17 protein-coding genes are annotated in these 21,759 nt (G+C 46.0%); 6 read left to right on the top strand and 11 right to left on the bottom strand.

Annotated features, from left to right (window positions below; translation table 11 throughout):
- Positions 1-7: 7 nt before the first annotated feature.
- Positions 8-529 (top strand): asparaginase domain-containing protein, encoded by a 522-nt coding sequence (locus SGRA_RS13050; RefSeq protein ID WP_015693203.1) that lies wholly within the window; start codon positions 8-10, stop codon positions 527-529.
- 188 nt (positions 530-717) lie between these two features.
- Here SGRA_RS13050 and SGRA_RS13045 read toward each other — a convergent pair whose 3' ends face one another.
- The 10 genes from SGRA_RS13045 to SGRA_RS12995 all read right to left on the bottom strand — a co-directional run bounded on the left by SGRA_RS13045 (position 718) and on the right by SGRA_RS12995 (position 13,217).
- Positions 718-1,167: a DUF3592 domain-containing protein gene (locus SGRA_RS13045; protein ID WP_015693201.1), complete on the bottom strand. Its 450-nt coding sequence runs from the start codon at positions 1,165-1,167 to the stop codon at positions 718-720.
- Positions 1,168-1,228: 61 nt separating this feature from the next.
- A complete protein-coding gene (locus SGRA_RS13040; RefSeq protein ID WP_015693200.1) occupies positions 1,229-2,260 on the bottom strand; it encodes an AAA family ATPase in 1,032 nt (343 codons plus the stop codon).
- A gap of 58 nt (positions 2,261-2,318) precedes the next feature.
- The gene (locus SGRA_RS13035; protein ID WP_015693199.1) at positions 2,319-3,689 is read right to left on the bottom strand and encodes a DUF4350 domain-containing protein; all 1,371 of its coding nucleotides are present in this window, start codon (positions 3,687-3,689) and stop codon (positions 2,319-2,321) included.
- The gene (locus SGRA_RS13030) at positions 3,689-4,411 is read right to left on the bottom strand and encodes a hypothetical protein (RefSeq protein WP_015693198.1); all 723 of its coding nucleotides are present in this window, start codon (positions 4,409-4,411) and stop codon (positions 3,689-3,691) included. The genes SGRA_RS13035 and SGRA_RS13030 overlap by 1 nt, the downstream gene beginning before the upstream one ends.
- Entirely contained in the window at positions 4,392-6,266 is a 1,875-nt protein-coding gene (locus SGRA_RS13025) for a stage II sporulation protein M (protein WP_015693197.1), read from the bottom strand. Before SGRA_RS13025 ends, SGRA_RS13030 begins: the two co-directional genes overlap by 20 nt.
- Before the next feature lie 194 nt (positions 6,267-6,460).
- Positions 6,461-7,393, bottom strand: coding sequence for a DUF4382 domain-containing protein (locus tag SGRA_RS13020; protein WP_015693196.1), 933 nt, complete (start codon positions 7,391-7,393; stop codon positions 6,461-6,463).
- Positions 7,394-7,491: 98 nt separating this feature from the next.
- Complete coding sequence (locus SGRA_RS13015; RefSeq protein ID WP_245538557.1) at positions 7,492-8,211, bottom strand: toxin-antitoxin system YwqK family antitoxin; 720 nt, start codon at positions 8,209-8,211, stop codon at positions 7,492-7,494.
- Between the two features lie 423 nt (positions 8,212-8,634).
- Entirely contained in the window at positions 8,635-9,981 is a 1,347-nt protein-coding gene (gene mtaB, locus SGRA_RS13005) for a tRNA (N(6)-L-threonylcarbamoyladenosine(37)-C(2))-methylthiotransferase MtaB (protein WP_015693192.1), read from the bottom strand.
- 629 nt (positions 9,982-10,610) lie between these two features.
- Positions 10,611-11,489: an ion transporter gene (locus SGRA_RS13000; RefSeq protein ID WP_015693191.1), complete on the bottom strand. Its 879-nt coding sequence runs from the start codon at positions 11,487-11,489 to the stop codon at positions 10,611-10,613.
- A gap of 102 nt (positions 11,490-11,591) precedes the next feature.
- Complete coding sequence (locus tag SGRA_RS12995) at positions 11,592-13,217, bottom strand: acyl-CoA carboxylase subunit beta (protein WP_015693190.1); 1,626 nt, start codon at positions 13,215-13,217, stop codon at positions 11,592-11,594.
- Positions 13,218-14,186: 969 nt separating this feature from the next.
- On the opposite strand from SGRA_RS12995, the gene SGRA_RS12985 reads away from it, so the two are divergent.
- From SGRA_RS12985 to SGRA_RS12965, 5 genes are all read left to right on the top strand, one after another.
- A complete protein-coding gene (locus SGRA_RS12985) occupies positions 14,187-14,675 on the top strand; it encodes a hypothetical protein (RefSeq protein ID WP_015693188.1) in 489 nt (162 codons plus the stop codon).
- Between the two features lie 89 nt (positions 14,676-14,764).
- Positions 14,765-15,265, top strand: coding sequence for a hypothetical protein (locus SGRA_RS12980; protein WP_015693187.1), 501 nt, complete (start codon positions 14,765-14,767; stop codon positions 15,263-15,265).
- Between the two features lie 219 nt (positions 15,266-15,484).
- Positions 15,485-16,105, top strand: coding sequence for a hypothetical protein (locus SGRA_RS12975; RefSeq protein ID WP_015693186.1), 621 nt, complete (start codon positions 15,485-15,487; stop codon positions 16,103-16,105).
- Positions 16,102-16,623 (top strand): hypothetical protein, encoded by a 522-nt coding sequence (locus SGRA_RS12970; protein WP_015693185.1) that lies wholly within the window; start codon positions 16,102-16,104, stop codon positions 16,621-16,623. Before SGRA_RS12975 ends, SGRA_RS12970 begins: the two co-directional genes overlap by 4 nt.
- 424 nt (positions 16,624-17,047) lie before the next feature.
- Positions 17,048-17,611 carry a hypothetical protein gene (locus tag SGRA_RS12965; RefSeq protein ID WP_041329656.1) on the top strand — a complete coding sequence of 188 codons (564 nt, stop codon included), beginning with the start codon at positions 17,048-17,050 and terminating at the stop codon, positions 17,609-17,611.
- Positions 17,612-18,055: 444 nt separating this feature from the next.
- Here the strand turns inward: SGRA_RS12965 and SGRA_RS12960 are convergent, their stop codons facing one another.
- Positions 18,056-21,574, bottom strand: coding sequence for a protein O-mannosyl-transferase family (locus SGRA_RS12960; protein WP_015693181.1), 3,519 nt, complete (start codon positions 21,572-21,574; stop codon positions 18,056-18,058).
- Positions 21,575-21,759 lie beyond the last annotated feature (185 nt).

Genomic DNA, 21,759 nt, shown 5'->3' with positions numbered 1-21,759 from the left:
AGCGAGCATGAAAAAGAACAAAAGCATTTTGGCCCTAGTAACGGGAGGCACCTTTGACAAGGAGTACGATATGATTACGGGCAAGCTCTTTTTTAAAGACACCCACCTTTCGGAGATTTTCAAGCGGGGGCGGGCCACCTTAGATATTAAGGTGCGCACCTTAATGATGGTTGATAGTTTAGAGATGACGGATTTGGACCGAGACATCATCATTAAGCATTGTCAGAGCACCGAGGAGCAGCAAATTTTGATTACCCATGGCACCGATACCATGGAAGTTACGGCGGCGGCCATTGCCAAGGCTGGAAAAATTGAGGGAAAAACCATTGTTTTATTGGGGGCCATGATTCCCTACACCTTTGGCATGTCTTCCGATGGGTTTTTCAATTTGGGCAGTGCAATTGCCTTTGTGCAAACCTTGCCTCCTGGCGTTTATATTGCCATGCATGGCGAGTACTTCAATTGGGACAATGTGCGCAAGAATCGCTCTACGGGTTACTTTGAAACCACCAAGGATAAAAAGAATTAGCGGGCCGGAGATCTTTGTTGGGCCGGGACAAAAGAGTGGAGCGGATGAGCGCTGCGGAGCGGGTGCCCCGAAGGGGCAGACCAAAGGCAGGCGCAGCCTGCCTGCAGGGCCGAGCAGACCTGCGAGCCCCGCAGCATAGCGACCCGCCCGAAGGGCGGGACAGCCCCTATTATAAATACTGATAAAGGTTAAGACGTTCTGAGAAAAGCGACGTACAAAAATAGGCCCAGCATAAAGGTAGTTCCCAAAATAATGACGCTAAACATAACGGCATCTTGATAAATCATTTCGAAGGTATTGGGGACAGCTGAACTGGGTTGACCTTTTTCATGAACCATTTCGACAGATTGGCCCTCATAATAATAGGTCTGCATATTTTCGACTTTGCGTTTATAAATTCGGCCATTTTTGTCTTTGTACTCAAAAGTAGCGCTATAGCTGATCGACTGATCCCCATCATCGTCATAGCTAGTATGAGTTTGGACGCTGACCACCTTTGCATTGACCTTTTGGCCATGCAACTGCAATTGTTGTCCTTGATAAATCGTTTTTAGCTGAAGGCTAAGCAGATAGCTAGGCAGCAAAAGGAGGAGCCAAAAGCCGAAGCGTTTGGCTAAATTAGAAGAAAAGCTAGGCATATCGAAAAAGTAAAAATGGGGCCTAGGGCCCCATTATTTTTATTATTATCATCAAAAAAAATTAGCGAGGCACCTCGACCTTAGCGATAATATCGGCGACAACATCACTAATCTGCATCCCCTCCATTTCTCTTTCGGGGGTAAGGATAATTCGGTGATTGAGGACCGGATAAGCCACATATTGGATATCATCGGGAGTGACAAATCCGCGGCCATTCATGGCGGCCAGGGCCTTGGCCGTTTGCATAATGGCCAGAGAGGCCCGAGGCGAAGCGCCCAAGAAAAGGTCGGCATGAGAGCGGCTACGGTGGACCAATTCGGCGATATAATCGAGTAATTCGGTTTTGATATGGACCTGTTCGATAATCTCTTGGCACTCTTTGATATCTTGAGCGGAGAGCACGGCTTTTACATCTTCGGCCTGACGTTTACTAAAATCATCCTTAAAGCGATAGAGAATCTGTTGTTCTTCTTTCAGAGAGGGATATTCTAGGAGAATGCGGAAGAGGAAGCGGTCCAATTGGGCCTCGGGCAGCTTATAGGTCCCTTCTTGCTCGATAGGGTTTTGGGTAGCGAGGACCATAAAGGGGAAATTCATCTTATAGGTCTTTCCGTCTACAGAAATTTGTTTTTCCTCCATCACCTCAAAGAGCGAGGCTTGAGTTTTGGCTGGGGCTCGGTTAATTTCATCGATAAGGACCAAATTGGAGAAAATGGGTCCTTGGGTAAAGACAAAATCCGAAGATTTCATATTAAAAATCGTCGTACCGGTCACATCCGAGGGCATGAGGTCTGGAGTAAACTGAATCCGGTTAAAGTCCACCTTCATACTTTGGGCCAAGAGCTTGGCGGTAAGTGTTTTGGCGATACCGGGCACCCCTTCTAGCAGTACATGTCCACCAGAGAAGAGTGCGATGAGGATGAGATCAATCATTTCATCTTGTCCGATAATTACTTTTTGGACCTCTTGTTTTACTTTTTGGACAGCCTCTTGAATCTTCAGGCTTTGGCTATCGTCTTGTTCCCAGCTTTGCATGCTGGGGCTATGTTCTTCCTCTTTAGCGGGTTGTTCTTGTTCTGGAAATTCTTGCATATTTAGTTCTTAAGTTATGGACTTAGGAGATGAGTAAAATGGGCAATTATCTTTTGGTTTAGGCCGAGGGTTGTTTTCTTCGGGCTTCTTCTGCTTCATAGAATTTTTGGACCAGCAGATAAAAATTATTGAGTGTTTCTGGCGACATCGTCACATTGGGTTTTGCCAATTGAGAAGAAAGGCTATTATATCGTTCTAGAATTTCTTCAATAATTTTATAGTCCACTTCGCTACGTTGTGCGATTTGTTGAGCAGCTAGATTATCCCAATCTTTAATATTTAGGCCATATCGTTTTCTGAGGTGGCTATGGAAGATTTGCATAATTTTCTCGAAAATCAGTCCATGGCTTTGTCGTTGGAAATAGAGTCGGCTAATTGTTTTGACAAATCCCAAAGAGGTATTATGATTTTTGGGCAAGACCTCAATTTGTTGCTGTCTTCTTTTGGCACCAAAAAGGGCATAGCTAAAGGCGCCAGCTACGAGCAGCAACCAAGCCCAGCGCAGAGCGGTTTGCGAGAAGACATACTCCATTGGGGTTGGGGGTTTGTCATATCGTTGTGGGCTGCGGGGGTATTCGTAGGGTCTGGGGGTGGTACTTGCGTAATCCCAGATAATTTTTTTGGCCGAAAAGGGTTCTAATAGGCGTTGAAGATAATTATAGCCTATAGTTCCATTTGTTTTTTGCGAGAGATAGAGATTGGTCAGCATAATTGGGTTGCTATGCCAATAGAGGCGCCCCTCTCCTACTTCCATAGCAAAGAGGTAGGGATAGCGCATATCGCTTATGCCAGCCTCTAATTGATAGAAGCCCGCTTCGACAACGGCGGGTTCATCGCCCGAGCAGATATTATAGTCGGGGATATAGGTCCAATAATACTCTCCGGTATCCTTTACGCCTGTTTTATAGGCAAAGGGATAAAGTTCTGCATTTTCGCCCTCGTCATATTCATCGGCATAAAAGCCGGCTAGCACTTGCTTGCTGCTCATGCTACTGTGGCGATAATCTGTAGCCAGGCTATAAAAGCAATGATAGCTTTCAAAGAGGGTATAAAACAAGCTATCGGAGGGTTCGATCGCCACAATCAGGGCGTTTCCTCCGGCTTCCAAAAAGGCTTTTAGTTTTTCGGCATCTTGGGCAGAATAATAGGGTTCTCCGGCGCCAACAAAAACATAAAGGCTATTTTCTGCATTGGCGGTAGACAGCTGTTCTTCTATGCGTTTATTTTCATAGCGTTCAAAGCTATCCACGCTTGTTTTAAGGAGTTCTTCTAGCAGTTTAAAATCATAGGGTTCTGCTTCGGCATGCTCCATACTGGGCCACCATTGGTACTTTACTTCTCTAGAAGAGGCAAAGAAGTAGGCTAGAACGCCCAGCAGCAAGACAGCAATAACAATATAGAGCAGGCTCGAATTTTTCTTTTGTTCCATTAGGCATTCGTCTTTTGTTGCTTAGCCTTAGGCGCGCTTGCCTTTTGCAGCATATCATCAAATAGGGGGCGGATGCGACTAAACTCTGTTCGGTCTAATTTTGCGCCCTTAGCGAACCAGAAATACTCATAAATTCGGGTTACTTTTTGGAGCAAAGGGCGGGCGGGATGCGACCAAATCTCTCGGATATAGGCTCCATTTGTTTTTTCCTTCTTCCAGACAATATGTCCGGCATGCAACAAGGCCTGCAAAATGCTCAAATAGTAGAGGCGGAGGGCCAAAGAATAGTTTTCGGCCTGTACGGCATCCTCCAAAGGCGTTTTAATATTGGCCTCTTCCAGGTTATCTTCTATCTCTTCTAGGAGATAAGCCTCATCTTTACTAATTTTTTGGTTGGCGCCTAAAAGGCCACCGCCCACTAGGCGGAAGACAATAAAGACCAATAGACCAATCACTACTGCAAAGAGACTATACTTTAAGACATTTTTGGTAGAGGCGGACATAGAGGGGCTTTTCTCAGGCCTATCTGCATATAGCTCATCCTCAGGCTCCTCTTCTTCTGCTTCTTCTTTTACCTTTTCTTTATTGTAGTCGTATTGCTTAGAAATTCGCTCCCAATCGGCTCGGTCTAGATCCTGTGCTTGTCCAAAATTGGGACTTAGGCAAAAGAAAGCCCCCAAAAGCAATAGGCGATACAGCCAGCTACTCTCTTTCCATTCCATAACTTTTCTTTTGCTGGCCCAATTGGCCAATATGATCAAATAAATCTTCTGCGGCCACGGTCTGCTTATAGCTTCGCTCGCCAATGCTCATCACCAAAAAGACCAAGGGGAACATAAAGCAGAGCGAAAAGGCATGCAAAAAGAGATTAAAACTGGTATAGTAGAGCTGTGCCCCCTCCTCAGAGATAGGCAGTAGCGTCATAAAAGAGTTAAAGTAAAAATCGACCAAGGGAGCTGTTGTGAGAAAAAGAAAAATAAAGCTCATCAGTACGCCCACTACATAATTCCCCATCATCGAGAGGTAGTTTTTGCCCAAATGCTTAAACCAAAGCGGAATGCTCACAATCAGGTTCTTCTGCTCATTATAACTAACCGCTAAGCCATGGGCCAAAATGGGAATGACAAAGAGCAGATAAAGGAAAATCATGATGTAGTAGTCCTCATTGCCATAACTAATAAACAAGAAGTTCATTAGTGCACTTGCTAATAAAGCATTGGGGTATAGCAAGGCATGTTTGGCCCAACTCATTGGCCCATTGGCCTTAGCCGAAACGCCAGAAAGTGCAATGTGCAAAATAACCGACATGGCCCCAACATTGAGCAACCAACGCAGCCCCAATTCTTCTAGAAATAAAAATTGAGCAATATGGTAGCCCGTATAGGCCAATGCCTCAAAAAATGAGAATAGGAATCCAGCCTGATGAAACTCAAAGTAGTACTCCATCTTAATACTCACAGCCGTATAAACAAAGGCCATAGCCGCCGAGCCCAAAGCCAAACGAAGCAGTTGCTGACGATATAGCTTGAAGGCATCCATAAATACTTGGCCCTGATTCTTAATCATTTTGAGGTTGATCGGAACCTCCTTGGCCACCGGCAACTCTAGCTCATCTTCCTCCGCTGTCTGCTGTCGACGACCAAGCCGCCAAGGGTACCAAACAAAGTAGCCCCCCATAAATACAAAAGAGGCAATAATCAAAATGGCCCGAACCACATAAGAGGCATCGCTATATCGGGTGATATAGCCCTCAATAAAGGCCGCTAATATAATCAAAGGCACAATGGCCATATAGATACTTAAGGCCCGCCTAGCCGCCAATTGCAAGGATTGCAAGCGACTGTAAGTACCCGGAAATAATAAGGCCCGGCCCAAATGTAGACCCGCCGCTCCAGCAATGATAATACAAGAAATTTCTACGGCCCCATGCAGCCAAATGGTCAGGATAGAGTCCCAATAAATGCCCTCCCGAATAAATAAAAACTGAAAAGCACCCACCATAATCCCATTCTGAATGAGAATGTAGATGGTCCCCACACCAAAAAGTAATCCCAGTATAAAGGTCCCAAAAGCTACCCGCAGGTTGTTCCAAGCAATCCGCATAAACATGCCCGTCTGATCCTCATCCTGATAGACAGACATCGGCTCGCCCTTACGGATGTTCTCATAGGTCATCTCAACATAACCATCGCCCAAGATGACTCTAGGGAAGTCCGGATCCATAATAGAAGAAAATACCCCAATGCCCACCGCCAAAATAAAGATGGCAAAAGACAATAGAAAATCAACTCTAGACTCATAAATGAGCTGTGGCAGGTCCTTGGACCAAAACTGTAGAAATCGCTTCCAGCGACTCTTCCGGTTCTTATAGATGCTGTCAAATACAGCCTGCGATATATTGTTGAGATATACCCGCACCGAACGGTTGGGGTAAAAGGTCCGAGAATAAGATAAGTCATCGGTCAACTCCGTAAATAGCTCACTCAGCTTTTCAGGGTCTTGGTCCTTAGAAGCCAATACTTCCTCAAACTCTATCCACTTATCCTTATTCTTTTCTATAAATTTGGTCTCACGCATGAGGGGGATATTTGTAATACAAAAGACAGTAAAGCCAATTGCTTTCTGTTTAGGTTCTTAAAGCTAACTATTTTTTTTGCCTTATTCAATGAACCCTTCTAAAAACAATAAGGTCAGCAGCCATAAGCCCATAAAAAAGCAGCAGTCTATACGCATAGACTGCTGCTCAACTTCTTGTTTATCGGCCTTCTAGCTTATAAAGGAACAAAGGCTGTGGCCGTTAGAGACAAACTGAGGTCGGCCCCTGCAGAAAGCCCAAGGTTGTTCAGCAATACGCCCAAACCCGCAGAAAGCTCTAAAGTTCCCGCCAACTCTAAATTACCATTGCTGTCTTCTGTATAAGAAGCAATATGTAGCTCATAGTCGCCCTCTTCCAAAAAAGAAAGCTGAAAGTTGCCGTTTTGATCCACTACCGAACTACTCACAGCATTGGCAAACTGAATTTCTGAGGCGCCACTACCCTGCACTTCTGTCGCCCGATCATAACTGCCCTTTACATAAGCATAGGCCACCAATCGGTCTCCATTAGAAGGGTCGTTAGATAGCTGCCCATCCATATCTGCTGTACGGTCCTTTTGAACAAAACGTACCGCCGAGTTCAATTCCGATGCCGTCACAAAGTCATAGTTGTCATTGGCATTGCTACTGGCCACAATCGATTTGCGTAGGTCAAAGTCAGCCACCAAAGTGGTCGTCTGATTTTCAGCTACATCAATATAACCCGAAACATCAATGCGGTTAGAAGCCGCCACTAAAGCATGCTTTGTTCCATCTACGGTCTGTACATAACAACCCGGCGCATTGCCCGAAGCATCTTCCGCCTGGTCCAATACTAAGGTGATCTGATTGTAGGCACGAGCTTCTACATCTAGTTGCCCCAAAACAGCCGTCAAGCCATTCTGATAGGCCATCAAATCAATGGTCGTTTTCTGAAAGCCCTCTATCGATTGGCCCCCAATCTGTACATCAGCTACTGTCACAACAGCTGCCGATACATTGGCATTATCAATGGGCGCATCCGTCATTTCTACCGATACGGTCCCTTTAGCAGTCTCTTCTTTTTCGCAGCTAGATAGGCCTACAATCGATACAGCTAGCAATAGGGCCATTTTTAGTAAGTTTTTCATAGTATTTTTTTTTAGTGGTTTGGGCAACTTTAAACTAGAGAGCGAAAAAAACAAGCCAAGTCACAATTATCAACTACATTAACATTATTTTAGTAGTCTCAATTTCCCCCCACATTGCGCTCCGTCAATTCCCCCTTATGGTAGTATTCTACCTTTTCCAAAACTCCCGACTCATTATAAAATTTCCACTCACCATGACGCAAGTCGCCCTCCCAGGCCTGTATAAATTCCCCGCTTTCCATGCTCCCCTGCTCTTCCCAATAGTCTTCATAACTACGGTCCTTGATGCCCGGCCACCAATAGTCCCCCTCGCTCTTGATCTTCCCATTCGGATGATAACTCTTCCACTTCCCTATCCGAGCCTCTAGCTGCTGCTCCACAATCTTCCCCGATATAATCATCTGGGTCTTGCGACTCATAAAACGCCCCTCTTCTCGCAAACGCCCCGAGGGATAGTAAAATTTGGCCGCCCCATTCAAGCCGCCATCTTTATAATGCAGTTCACTAGACATGTTTCCGCCCGAATGCCAACTCTTCCACTGCCCCCTCGCTCGCCCATAACGGTCATAGGTCCCTATCCGCTTCCGACTCCCATCACTATAGTAGCTTTTGTACTGCCCAATGATTTTCCCGCCCTGTATATACACTTCCTCTACTAAGGTGTCTGCATTGTACATCTTGCGCAAAAATAAACTGTCGCCCCCCTTTACAGAAACTAAGCTGTATTCGCTCGTCAAGGCCAATCGGCTGCTGTCGCTCTGTGCCCCCAAATAATAGGGCAAGACCAAAAAACACACTAAAATATACTTATACATCATACTTTTTTTTACTCACAACTGCAGGAAACTAAGCCCTGCAACCGATTTGATAATTTACTTCTTCCTCATCCACTAAACGTAAAAATAAATGTCTTCGCCTCTTCTTAAGCGCAATAAGATGGCCAGTTATTTTCTCCATCCAGCCAACTGGCCCAAAAGTTATGCTATTCTGCTGCTGTTTTCTTTTTGATTTGGGGCTGCCCCGCCCTGCAGGCGGGTCGGGCTGTCTCGCAGCTCGCTATTCGCTCGGCCCTGCGCAAAATTTCGCTACGCTCATTTTGCTCGGTCTGCGGCTTCGCCGCCCTGCTGCCCATCCCTCAGCCTGCGGCCCTCCGGGCCTGTCCCATCCAAAATTGGCCCTTCACAAAAAAATGGCTAGCCGTAAATTACGACTAGCCATTTAGCAATATGGACCCATATTTATTAGGCGGGAAGCAGTTCTGCCTCTACCACCAATTCATCGGCTAGGTATTCCTCTTTCTTCAATTTAATCGGCTGCAAGCTGTTGATCCACTCTTCTTTATAAGGCAAGGCCACTTTGACGTAGTTGCGGGTAAATCCAAACATTTTTCCCGCTTGCTCCTTGGCCTCCAATAGGACCAGCTCTTCCTGCCCCAATTGCTGCTGATAAAAGGCCAGTTTCTTTTTCTCCGACAAAATCCGAAGCATCTCATTGCGCTCTCTGCGAATATGCATCGGCACTTTGCCCTCCATCTCCGCCGCTAGCGTATTGGCCCGCTCCGAATAAGTGAAAACATGCAAATAAGAAACAGGCAAACTCCGAATAAATTCATAGGTCTCCTTAAAGTCTTCATCGGTCTCTCCCGGAAAACCCACAATGACATCTACCCCAATACAAGCCTGAGGCATTTTCTCCCGAATCCAAGCCACTCGCTGCGCATACAATTCTCTTTTGTAACGGCGACGCATCGCCTTGAGCTGCTTGTTGTTTCCCGATTGTAAGGGAACATGAAAATGTGGCAAAAACCGCTTAGATTGGGCCACAAAGTCAATAATTTCTTCGGTCAAAAGATTGGGCTCTATAGAAGAAATCCGAAAACGATCAATGCCCTCTACTTGGTCCAATTCCTTGATCAAATCAATAAATAAGGCCTCTTTTTTAGGCTTCATCCCCTCAATGACCTCGGTGCCATTGCCAAAATCCCCTAAATTTACCCCCGTAAGCACAATTTCCTTAATGCCCATCTCGGCAATTTTATGCGCATTGGCCACCGCCTGCGCTACTGTATCGCTGCGGCTCTTTCCTCTAGCCTGCGGAATCGTACAAAATGAGCATTTATAATTACAACCATCTTGCACCTTCAAAAAAGAACGAGTGCGGTCGCCAAAAGAAAATGAATCTATAAATTCATTGGCTTCCTGCACTTCTCCCGCATAAACCATCCCTTTTTCTGGCGCCTTGCTCAAATCATTCACATAATCGAGAATCCGAAACTTTTGGGCGGCTCCAAGGACCAAATCCACCCCCGGAATATCGGCAATTTCCTGCGGCTTGAGCTGCGCATAACAACCAATGACCACCACAAAGGCATGCGGCGCCTTGCGCAAAGCAGAACGCACCACCTTCCGACACTTTTTATCGGCAAAATCAGTCACCGAACAGGTGTTGATGACATAAATATCCGCCCCCTCATTAAAGGGAACTTCGCCATAGCCCGCCTCTTCAAAAAGACGGCCAATGCTAGACGTTTCAGAGTAGTTAAGTTTGCAACCTAAGGTATAAAAGGCTACAGTTCTTGGAGTTGCCAAACTGCAAATGTTTTATAATCTTCCAATGAAATCAAAAGGAGCACCCTTTTGGGCCCCGCTCTTTGCCGCAGGGCCAAGCGCAAAGATACATAAGTAGAGCAAAACGGCCAAGCCTTCTATTCGCTCCCCTTGCAGCTAGGCATAAAAAAAGGAAAGCTCCCTAAAGCTTTCCTGATATAGTTGGTTTTTGTGCCTTTGAATTGGGCCGTTTATGTCTGTATTTTTCTTTGGTCATCTAACTAACTTACCCCTATAAGGCCGAAAGGGCAAAAAGGTTACAGCTTTTTAGAAGAAATGTGACAGATCTTTCTTTTTTCTACCGCCTAAACGCAAAAAAGGAAGTGGCCCTGGCCTAGCGATGTGCAGCAGTGGCCGTCAGGCCAGACCAAGGCGCTTTGCGCCGCAGGGCCGAGCGAATAGCGAGCTGCGGAACGTAGCGCCGCAAGGCGAAGCCGCAGCGGAGGCCCCAAAACATCTGCGAGCCCCAACAACCAGCCCCAAAGGGGCGCCAGTTCGACGACCAAAGGGAGTAAACGTAGCGCCGCAAGGCGAAGCCGCAGCGACAACAAGGACTTTAGTCCGCAGTTCGACGACTGTAAGGAGTAACGCCCCAAAAAACAAAAAAACACCTAATCCTTTTGCTCCTCATCGGTATCCTCTAGCTCTTCTGGCAAAACGCCCTTAGCCTCTAAAAGGGCGAGTAGGCGGTCCATTTTACTATGCATTTTTTTCAGTTCCTGCTCCACATCCTCAAATTGCTGCTCGGTTTCATCATGGTCACTGACCATGGCATCCACAAAGATTGAGTTGACGATAGAGAGGCCAAAAACGCCCCCCATAATGAGCATGAAAATAAAATAAGCCTTGGTAAAAAACTCGGCCACTGGCGAAAATTGGGCCTCCTCCACCAAAGCGTCGGTCACCCCGTTCCAGCCCTCTACCGTAAAGACTTGGAAGATGACATAATAGGCCTTGAGCGGATTGCCAAACATATTGGGCGCCGCTTCTTGGAAGAAAAAAGTGGAAATAATGGCCATGATAAAGACCAAAACAAAAAAGCCGACCAAGACCATAAAAGAAGCCTTTAGGGCCTCGCTAATCGAGCGGAAAATATGCTCCACCTGCGGAAAAAACTGGATAAATCGGAAGAACTTAAAGACCCGCAAGACCCGCAGCACCATTAAAAAGCTCACATTCACATAATCCGTTAGGTCCGGAATAATATGGACCAACAAGGAGGGCAAAGAGAGCAAAATCAGCGTAAGGTCAAAGCGGTTCCAATTGGTGCTTAGGTACTCTTTGAGGCCATAATGTCTGGCCTTAACAAGCAGCTCGGTTAGGAAAAGAACCGTGAGCAGATCGTCCAAATAGGTAAAAAGCTGCTCATAGCCCGTATCGGGAAACCCCTGAAAAAAGATAATCACCGCATTGAGACTAATCAGGGCCAAAATGTTGCGATCATTGAGAAATAGACGACTAAAAAAAGTGGTTTTTTTGGCGGTGCCCATATTGCTTTTTTCGATTGAAGGAGGTGTACTGTATGTAAAAAATTTGCTGACTCTCTTGTCGAGAGCCAGCAAATTTAATGATTTCCTATATTAAGCTAAGGATTATGTCTGAATAATGCCAGGGTTAAATTTAGCCACAGGCGCATTGTTCGCCGCCTCGATACCCATCGAAATCACACGACGAGTTTCTAGGGGATCAATGATAGCATCTACCCAAAGGCGAGAGGCGGCATAATAGGCCGAGCTCTGCTTTTCGTAGCGGGCCTCGATTTTCTCGAGCAACTCCTGCTCTTTCTCTTCGCTGAGCTCTTCGCCCTTGGCAGCCAGTGAACTCTTCTCGATTTGGAGCAATACTTTGGCGGCTTGCGAACCACCCATCACTGAAATCTTGGCATTGGGCCAAGCCACAATCAAACGAGGATCATAGGCCTTGCCACACATGGCGTAGTTCCCAGCCCCATTCGAGTTCCCCATCACGATAGAGAACTTGGGTACGGTAGAATTAGAAACGGCAGAAACCATTTTGGCCCCATCCTTAATAATTCCACCATGCTCCGAACGCTTACCGACCATAAAGCCCGTCACATCATGCAAAAAGACCAAGGGAATCTTCTTTTGGTTACAGTTCATGATAAACCGAGCCGCTTTATCGGCCCCATCAGAATAAATGACGCCACCAAACTGCACTTCTCCTTTGGCGTTCTTTACCACTTGGCGGTTGTTGGCGACAATACCCACGGCCCAACCATCTATACGGGCATAACCGCAGATCATGGTTTTGCCATAACCCTCTTTATATTGCGTCAGTTTAGAGTCGTCAACGAGGCGCTCAATCAGCTCTAGGCTATCATAAGGGCGACTGCGATCGAAGGGGAAAATTCCGTAAATATCTTCTGGATCTTTGGCGGGAGGAGCCGATTCAGCTCGGTTGAAACCCGCTTTATCAAAGGCCCCCTGCTTGTCAATCAGGTCCTTGATGGTATCCAGACAAACATGGTCATTGGGCACCTTATAATCGGTTACTCCAGAGATTTCGCATTGGGTAGTAGCCCCACCCAAGGTCTCTTTATCCACCTGCTCGCCAATAGCGGCCTTGACCAAATAAGGACCCGCCAAGAAGATAGAGCCCGTGCCATCAACAATAAGGGCCTCATCCGACATGATGGGCAAATAGGCCCCACCAGCTACACAACTGCCCATGATGGCCGCAATTTGAGGCACGCCCATGCTCGACATCACGGCATTGTTGCGGAAAATACGCCCAAAATGCTCCTTATCAGGGAAAATCTCGTCTTGCATGGGCAAATATACCCCCGCAGAATCTACCAAATAGATAATTGGTAGGCGGTTTTCCATGGCGATTTCTTGAAAACGAAGGTTTTTCTTGCCCGTAATCGGAAACCAAGCGCCTGCTTTTACGGTCGCATCATTGGCCACAATCACACATTGGCGGCCTTTCACATATCCAATTCCACCAACAACTCCTCCCGCAGGGCACCCCCCATGTTCTTCATACATCTCAAAGCCAGCAAAAGCGCCTAGCTCCAAAAACTCACTATCTTTATCAATCAGGTAACTGATGCGCTCTCTAGCGGTCAATTTCCCTTTGCTATGCAATTTGTCAATGCGTTTTTTTCCTCCCCCCTCATAAATGCGCTCCAGCAAATGGCGCATTCGCGAGACCTCTAACTTATTATCGTCCTCATTTTTATTAAAGGCTAAATCCAATTTGGTCATAGACTATCGTTTATTGGTTCGCAATTTCGTTCTTCTTTGGGGCAAATATATAAGAACTTGCTCAAAAATTATCGCCTTCCTGCTTGAAAGCTGCTTTTTATCTTCTGCTTCTACTTAGAGCGCTTCTGTTTAGTTGTTTTTTTGGGGCCTCCGCTGCGGCTTCGCCTTGCGGCGCTACGCTTCAGGGCTCGCAGGTCTGCTCGGCCCTGCGGCCTGACGGCCTGGGTCTGCGGCTTCGCCGCCCCCTTTCGCATCGCTAGGCCGATGCGAGCGAGGCCCTGCGTCGTCTTCGGCTCCTTGGTCTGGCCTGACGGCCACTGCTGCACATCGCTAGGCCGCTCAACTGCTGTGCTGCTCTTGGCTTTCCGCTTCGGCACTAAATGTAGCTCTTTCTACGGTCTAGGGGCAGAGGCTTAGGTGATTTGTTAGACTTTTGTTAAAGTACAGACTAACTGAACTTAATAGAAAACCTCCATGAGCTAACTTTTTGCTAGCTCGAGCTAGGTTTTTATTAGCTCGACCTAACTTCCCACTAGCTCGACTTAGGTTTTCATTAGCTCGACCTAACTTCCTACTTGCTCGAGCTAGGTTTTTGTTAGCTCGACCTAACTTTCGACTAGCTCGACCTAGGTTTTCATTAGCTCCACCTAACTTTCGACTAGCTCGACCTAGGTTTTCATTAGCTCCACCTAACTTCCCACTTGCTCGAGCTAGGCGCTCATTAGCTCGACCTAACTTTCGACTAGCTCGACCTAGGTTTTCATTAGCTCCACCTAACTTTCGACTAGCTCGACCTAGGTTTTCATTAGCTCCAGCTAACTTTCTGCTAGCTCCATTTAGCAGAAGAGTTACTTTTTTTAGAAAAAGTCCGACTAAAGAGGTAACAATAATCCAGTTTTCGCCATAAATAGCATATAGACAAAGTTCTAACTAAAAAAAACTACAAAAAAACAGATCGATATGGCGAATTTAAATCTCAATCGGATCTCCAGAGTATTAACAGATCAGGAGATGCAAGACCTAAAACAACAGCTCGACAACTGTCAACAAATCCTTTCTTTTTTAACAGAGCTAGACAGCAAAGAGCTCAAAATGCTCAAGCGGATCAATTTGGACCATCATAATTTTGTACAAGAGACGCTAGCCGTCATGAATTATGTAGATTTGCCTTTGCCGCCTCATATTGGCGCCGATGAAATTGCAAAAGATTTGGCTCTATATGAGCAGTTGCAGCAGCTCATTATTCAGGTAGAGCAGTTATTGAAGCGCTTAAAGGATAGTGCCGCCTTAGTGGGCAGTGAGGCCTATGGCCAAAGTAGTTTGGTTTATCACTTACTGGCTGCCTTGGCTAGTAGTAGTTTGCCAGGTTATGCTACTGCCTATGAGCGGCTACAAGTTTGTTTTAAAAAGTATGGCCGCAAAAGTGATCAGCAACAAATAGAAGAATAGAAAAGCATTTCTTTTCAGCAAGCTTGTCCTGACTACCTACTACTTGATCAACCTATTCCCTTACAATAGCCTTTTAACTCCCTCTAGCAATGAATAACTACCTTTTGATTCTATTTTTCTCGCTCTCTTTTAGTTGGCTAGCTCAGGCGCAGCAGGATAGTACAAGGAGCTTGTTTATATATTATCCTAGGCTTTTTCCAAGCAGCATGAACGTTTATGTTTATATTGATTTCAATCTAGAAGAAGAGGTACTAAAATACAACTCGGAAGAATACTGGGCAAAGATAAAACAGCAGCCACTTTTTTACATAGCCTTTGTCAAAGAGAATAGCTCCAATGATTCTATTTATCGAGTTTATAATATTATTCCGTCCTGTGAAGAGGAAATCAGTTGTAAAGAGTGTAATATTCTTGGTCAGTCTTTGGCCAAGGTATTCGCAGATAAGAAATTTTATTTCGACTTAGAATGGGCTTCAGAAAAAGAGAAGAAAAACTATATCTATAAGCATGGAGATAATTTTTCAGACTTTACCTTAAAACTTAAGCTGTCTGAGGAGCTGCCTTGGCCTTTTCGTCCAGAAAAGGAGTGATCGTAGTATAATATTGATTATTAGAAACTGAGGCCCGAAGGCCATTTTAAGGCGGCGAAGCCGCCGCAGGCCCATTTCGGTAGCTTAAAACCCACCGCAACAATGGTATGTATCGCTTTGCGATGATATATCGATGAGGGTTGAAACCCTCATTAAATTTAGCATAGCGGCGGCCAGCTTGCTGGCCGCGGGCCCCAAAACCGCAGTAAAAGTTAGCCTATGAAATTTCTATTTAGTGGACTCTTTTTGCTTTTGCTGCTGTCTTGTACCGAAGAAAAGCCGACCAAGCAAGCAAGTCCAATTCGTTATTTACAAGTTTCTCCTGCAGACTGCCAGCCGCATACTGTTTTAGGGCTAGCGGTTTTTATAGATAGTGTGCAGCTGCCGCTAGAGCAGCATAATTATCAGCAGGAGTTAGCGGCTTTTCAATTGGAAATTTTGGCCGAGAGCCTCCCTAATAAATGGTACTATATATCAACTGAGCAAACTGATTTTCCTCATTTCTACCTCTCTTACTTGGGGGAAATTGTCAGTGAAGAGCAAGATACCTTTAAATTTGTTCAGCGGCTGGTGTCTGCATCTATGGAGTGTAGGGTGCATAGGAGTTATGCAGCGCTTTATTGTTATGCTGCAGATAATCGCTTATTGGGCTATTATCAGCTATCAAATTACACTGATTTATTGCCCAAGGGCATTTTGGGCCAATCCCTAATTTTTGAGCAAGATTGTGGGCACTACAGCCTCAGTTTTGCGAAAGGGATTCCTTCGCGAGGTATTTATGACAGCTGTTCACTTTCTGGTTTTTATCCTTTACATCCTGCTTCAAATCTGGCCCAATGAAATGGTTTAATCTAGTTTGTCTCTGTTTGGCTTTTTCAGCTTGTCAGCCTAAAAAGGAGCCACCCAAAGTCGTAACCGTTGAGTTGCCCGCTCATTTTTGCGAAAACAATGAGTTATTTGAGCTGGCCTTTAGTTTAGATACTGTTGCTTCAGGGCCTTGGGCAAAAGTTCTGGCTGAGGGCATCCCCAATAAGTGGTACCTTATTCCTCAAACTGAGGATAGTAGTTTGTATTTCCATTATTTGGGGAGCATTCAGGGGCAAGACAAGCTCCACTTTATACATAGCATAGCTAGCCAAAGCACTCAACTTGGAAGCAGCAGCCTTTCTGTTTTTAATAGTCAGCATCAGCTGATTGGCCGCTATCTACTTGGCCCTTACCCTAAGCATAGTTTTAGTTTGTTGGGAAACCAGCTTATTTTTTCAGCCCCTAGTTTGGGCATAAAAAGAAAGAGCATTTCTTTTCAGCAAGCTTGTCCTGACTACCTACCACTTGATCAACCTATTCCCTTAGAATAGCCTTTTAATTCTATTTTTTTGCCTATGTTTTGGGGCCTCCGCTGCGGCTTCGCCTTGCGGCGCTACGTTTACTCCCTATGGTCGTCGAACTGGCGCCCCTATAGGGGCTGGTTGTCGCAGCTCGCTATTACTTGCTTCGCTGCGTCGGCTCCCGTTGGTCGGGTTGCTCGGCCCTGCGGCGCAAAGCGCCTTGGTCTGGCCTGACGGCCACTGCTGCACATCGCTAGGCCGCTCAACTGTTGTGCGGCTCTTGGCTTTCCGCTTCGGCAGCAAAATATAGGCTGTGCAAAGAGAAGAAAAACTATATCTATGAGCATGGAGGTTCTATTTCACGCTTTACCTTAAAACTTAAACTGTCTGAGGAGCTGCCCTGGCCTTTCCGTCCAGAAAAGGAGTGATTGTAGCATAATATCAAACAAAGAATATGTCCTCAACTAAAAAACCATTCAAAATCATTAACAAGCTCCTTGATTGGGTGTATAACATCTATTCCTTCCTTACAATAGCCGTTATAGTAATCGCTATTGTAGCGGCTCTGCTTTTCTTTTTGTTGGGCCATTGGGATTATCTAATCAGTAGGGAGGATTGTGAACAGTTGGTAATTAACAAAATTCATTTTAAGGGGATGCTCTTAGCTAAAAAAGAGGGAAGTCTAGGGCCGTTTAGTAGCTCTATTCATTTTATTGTGATCGACTCCTTTGGGACGCCTAAACAACTGATTTTACCTCCTGCTGGGGATACCCTAAAATTTTGGAGGAAGGCCCAAAAGGGAGACCTAATCATTAAGGAGGCTTGGAGCGATGAAATTATATTAGTTCAGGAGGACCAAAGAGAGGCTTTTCCTTATCCCAATAGCCCCAATGCCTTTAAGTATAATCTCTATGAATATGGCTTTTTTGATTTGGCAGATACGGCTTATTATTTCTGCTTAGTTAATGATAAAGCCAAAAGTAGTCGGGATATGAAGCTGTATGATATTGATTATTAGAAGCTGAGGCCCGAAGGGCCGAAGGCCATGCAGGCTTTGTTGGCCCCCAAGGCCAACAAGGCCTGCCCCCAGGCGGAAGCGGCTTTGCGGTACCCCCTTGCCTGAAATGCAATATATTGAGGGCTAATTTTAGCTAAAGCGCAAAGAAAAAAGTGGCCAGCCGCCTACCGCCGGCCGGGTCCAATCAGCCCAAAGGGCTGTCTAAACAAAATGCCATTTTAAGGCGGCGAAGCCGCCGCAGGCCCAGCGCTGCGTAGGGGTGGCCGAAGGCCAGACCCAGCCGCCGAAGGCGGCGCAGGGCCGAACAGACCTGTGAGCCCCGCAGCATAGCGGCGGCCAGCTTGCTGGCCGCGGGCCCCAAAACCGCAGTAAAACAGTTCTTATAGGAGCATAAAAAAGCCAGCCTCTAGCGAGACTGGCTTTTTTGCATCTATGGCAGAAGCCCTAAGAATCTACAGAAATAGATTCGGGAGCTTCCTCTTTGTCTTGCTCAGGAGCAGGCTGAGGAGCTGGAGCCGGCGCAGCGCCAGCAGAAGCTTGCTCAAAGCCCAAAGGCGTAAAGAGTTCATTGTACGTATTGAGGAGCTCTTGGTTCCCAATTTGGCCAGCTAGACGCTTCACCAAATTGCTTTGTGAGATGGCCAAAGAAAGCTCATCGCTAAATACGGTGGCCATTTCTGGATTATCCGTATCCTTTAGCAAGGCCTCTTTCTGAGCCTCCAACTGTCCTACTTCATTGTTCAATTGTACCGCCTGCTGATAAAGCTGTTGCTTTTGCGGACTATTTTCGGGCGCTTGGTTCATCATCTGCACCATTTGCTGCAACTGATTCCGTTTTGCATCAAACTGTTGCTGTAGGCTGCCAAATTTCTGGGCAAATTCGCCAAGGCTGTAAGGCGCCACAAACTGAGCATAATACCCCATCTTATCGGCTAGAGTAAGGCTGAGGTCCTTCAAATGAGGTACGGCCTTATCGCCAGCTTGAAGGTTGGCGTACATCTCTAGGGCCTGCAAGCGGCTGTAGCCCTCGTCTAAGGGGAAGTTCATATGAGGAAAGCCTTCAAAGAGCTTATCCAAAACATTCAATGCTCTTTCCTTATCGCCAGCAGCGGCCAATTCTCTAGCTAGGCGAACCATGGCAAACTGAGTAGTTTGTACACTAGGCGCATAGCTTTCGTCTACAAACATCTCATGCTGATCAAAACCACCCCAGCTAAAGCGTTCAACTACATTGCGGTACATACTATCCAGCTCGATGCGGCCCATGCCCATAGCTCCCGCATAAGAGTTGGGGCTAGGCGTTTTGATGGGCACAATGCGCAGCGCCATCCCTTCCATTTGCAGATAATCCTTAAAGCCGCCCAATTTTTCGGGGCGAACAGTCACTGCAAAATAAATGGGACGAGTCCAGCCATTGGCCATATTGGTTCCGACAATATCCAAAAGCGCAATTTCATCCTTGAAAACTAAGCGCTTATTGATTTTGAAGCTAATCTGATCTGCAATTTGCTCATCCGTTACTGTAGAAGAAACAGCCTTATTGGCTCTCACCGCTTTTTTGTCTACTGGAATCACAATATTATCCGTAGGCAAATAGCTAGGCGCCTGACCCGAAGGATGATTTTCGCCCATAAAGCGAACAGCATCCACCAAATTCATGGGGCGGCCAGAAGCTTGAATAGGCAGGGCATTTCTGGCCGTTCCTCGATAAGCAGCTGGCGAAATTGTCATGGCAATAGCAGGCGACTCATTCATCGTTCTGCGCAATTGGTCAATGTACCAATCTACAGCCAAAAGACTAAAGTTAACCACCCGCACATCGGTCCGAATGCCTTCTACTTCTTGAGCATACCAAAGTGGATAAGTATCATTATCGCCATAAGTGAAAATCACAGCATTGGGCGCACAAGACATCAGGAAGTTAGTCGCATAATCACGAGCTCCCGTATGCTTTGCTCTAGAGTGATCGTCCCAGTTCTCAAAGCCCATGATAATAGGCGCTGTAACAACTAGGGCAAGGGCAACAGCTGCGCCAGCCTGTCCTTGACCCATTACTCGCTTGAGCTCGCTATAAATAGCGGGAACGGCCAAGCCAATCCACATACAGAAGGTAAAGAAAGAACCTACAAGTACGTAATCCCGCTCACGAGGCTCACTAGGAGGCTGATTCGAGAAGACGATAATCGCCAAACCGGTAACGAGGAAAAGAATACCCAAGGCTAGGGCATCTTGTGGCCGTCTGCGGATATGGAAGACCAAACCGATCAAACCAAAAATAAGGGGCAGTAGATAATAAGTATTGCGGCCTTTATCTTGACTTCTCGACTCGGGCAAATTAGACTGCGGAATCAAGCGCATGCCATCTAGAGGACCAATACCAGAAACCCAGTTTCCTTTGGTGGGATCATTTTCATAGAACCCTTGCTTGGCATTTTGGCGGCCCGCAAAGTTCCACATAAAGTAACGGAAGTACATCCAACCAACCTGATAGCGGAAGAAGAAATCCAAGTTGTTCGTCATATCGGGCTTTTCGCCATCGGCCAGATTGAGCCAGCGACGATACTGCGCTTTGCGCGCCTCGTCCATATGGCCCAAACGAGGGAAAAACATTTGGTCCGATTTCTTGTATTTGTAGCCTCCTTTTTCGGCCACTACCTCATAGCGGAAACCATTGCCTTTTTCTACAGGACGATAGACCTTATCCCCTGCTTCATAACCAATATTTTCGGCGGCAAAGTGAGGACCAAAAGAAAGCGGACGCTCTCCATATTGTTCCCGGTTGATATAAGACAACAAGCTATAAGGATCAGAGGGCTTGTTCATGTTGATCGGCGTATTGGCCGCAGCGCGAATAACGATAGAAGAATAGGTAGAAAAACCCATCAAGGCTACCGCAAACATCATGACGCCCATCTGTAGATAGTAGTTCTTTTTGCTTTCGGCATAGTAAATTCCAGCAGCCACTAGGCCAATCAAAAACAAAACAAAAAAGATCATTCCGCTGCCTAAAGGAAGGCCAAAATTATTGACAAAAGTAAAGTCAAAACCAGCCGCAATTTCAGGAAGTTTCGGAATAAATATGGCCTGCATAAACATCAAAATCGCAAAGCCAATAGCAAAAGAAAGACCCATATTCCGCCAAATCTTACGCTCAGCTGCTGGCGCCTGAATCGCAGAATAAATATAAATAGCAGGTACGCAAAGCGCAAAAATTACATGCAACCAAACGGGCAAAGTAGAAATAAACTGCACCCCAACGAGAATCGCAAAAGCCAAGACGTTGTACATCATGTTGCTGCTAAACTCTGTTTCCCGAACCTGACTCTTTTTGTAGTAAAACAAAAGCGCAATAAAGGGAATCACGAGCAAGCTCAATAAGTGCACCCCAATCGATAAGCCAATCATGTAGGCAATAAAAACCAACCAGCGGTCCGAACGGGCATTGTCGGTCACATACCAACGCAAAGCCGACCAGATCACCAAGCCCGTAAAGCCCGAAGACATGGCATATACCTCGCCCTCTACGGCAGAAAACCAAACAGAGGTGGCAAAAGTAGTAGACAAGGCAGCCACTACACCAGCACCCAAAATAGCAAGCTTATCCCCCATGCTACTCACCTGCGCCCGATGGCCCAGCAAACTGAGCTTGGCCAAAATGGTAGTGGACCAAAAAATGAATAAGACCAAAGCCGCAGTCGATAAGCCCGACATCGCATTTAGGGCATAGGCAATATTGGCTTTATCCGCCGAAAAAGTATCGGCCACAAAAGCAAACATGCGCCCAATCATTAAAAATAAAGGAGCACCGGGTGGGTGAACCACCTCCAGTTTGTAGGCGGCAGAAATAAACTCACCGCAATCCCAAAGACTGCCCGTGGGCTCGGCCGTGAGTAGGTAAACTGTGGCAGCCACAGCAAACATGAGCCAACCCGTAAGGTTGTTCAAAAACTTAAAATTATTCATCTTTTTGGTTTGGCAAAATCAATGTTCTAGCAAAAATACTAGCGTTTTGCAGGTTTGAGGGATGCTAAATAAACTGTTTTATCCAGATAAACAGGCCCTAAGACCTGTTTCATCAGTTGGCAAATTTAGTAAAACTATTAGGGCTTGCAAAAGCCCCCCCTTTTTTTTAAGTCCTATTTAAGGGC

This window comes from Saprospira grandis str. Lewin, from assembly GCF_000250635.1.
GTDB lineage: Bacteria > Bacteroidota > Bacteroidia > Chitinophagales > Saprospiraceae > Saprospira > Saprospira grandis.
This window is presented reverse-complemented; position numbering and strand designations above follow the sequence as displayed.

Excerpts from the sequence above, each read along its gene's own strand:
- SGRA_RS13040 (WP_015693200.1), bottom strand. The coding sequence starts at position 2,260 with ATGCAAGAATTTCCAGAACAAGAACAACCCGCTAAAGAGGAAGAACAT.
- SGRA_RS13050 (WP_015693203.1), top strand. The coding sequence starts at position 8 with ATGAAAAAGAACAAAAGCATTTTGGCCCTAGTAACGGGAGGCACCTTT.
- SGRA_RS12975 (WP_015693186.1), top strand. The coding sequence starts at position 15,485 with ATGAAATTTCTATTTAGTGGACTCTTTTTGCTTTTGCTGCTGTCTTGT.
- SGRA_RS12980 (WP_015693187.1), top strand. The coding sequence starts at position 14,765 with ATGAATAACTACCTTTTGATTCTATTTTTCTCGCTCTCTTTTAGTTGG.
- SGRA_RS13045 (WP_015693201.1), bottom strand. The coding sequence starts at position 1,167 with ATGCCTAGCTTTTCTTCTAATTTAGCCAAACGCTTCGGCTTTTGGCTC.
- SGRA_RS12985 (WP_015693188.1), top strand. The coding sequence starts at position 14,187 with ATGGCGAATTTAAATCTCAATCGGATCTCCAGAGTATTAACAGATCAG.
- SGRA_RS12965 (WP_041329656.1), top strand. The coding sequence starts at position 17,048 with ATGTCCTCAACTAAAAAACCATTCAAAATCATTAACAAGCTCCTTGAT.
- SGRA_RS12970 (WP_015693185.1), top strand. The coding sequence starts at position 16,102 with ATGAAATGGTTTAATCTAGTTTGTCTCTGTTTGGCTTTTTCAGCTTGT.
- SGRA_RS13015 (WP_245538557.1), bottom strand. The coding sequence starts at position 8,211 with ATGATGTATAAGTATATTTTAGTGTGTTTTTTGGTCTTGCCCTATTAT.
- SGRA_RS13025 (WP_015693197.1), bottom strand. The coding sequence starts at position 6,266 with ATGCGTGAGACCAAATTTATAGAAAAGAATAAGGATAAGTGGATAGAG.
- SGRA_RS13000 (WP_015693191.1), bottom strand. The coding sequence starts at position 11,489 with ATGGGCACCGCCAAAAAAACCACTTTTTTTAGTCGTCTATTTCTCAAT.
- SGRA_RS13030 (WP_015693198.1), bottom strand. The coding sequence starts at position 4,411 with ATGGAATGGAAAGAGAGTAGCTGGCTGTATCGCCTATTGCTTTTGGGG.
- SGRA_RS13020 (WP_015693196.1), bottom strand. The coding sequence starts at position 7,393 with ATGAAAAACTTACTAAAAATGGCCCTATTGCTAGCTGTATCGATTGTA.
- SGRA_RS12960 (WP_015693181.1), bottom strand. The coding sequence starts at position 21,574 with ATGAATAATTTTAAGTTTTTGAACAACCTTACGGGTTGGCTCATGTTT.
- SGRA_RS13035 (WP_015693199.1), bottom strand. The coding sequence starts at position 3,689 with ATGGAACAAAAGAAAAATTCGAGCCTGCTCTATATTGTTATTGCTGTC.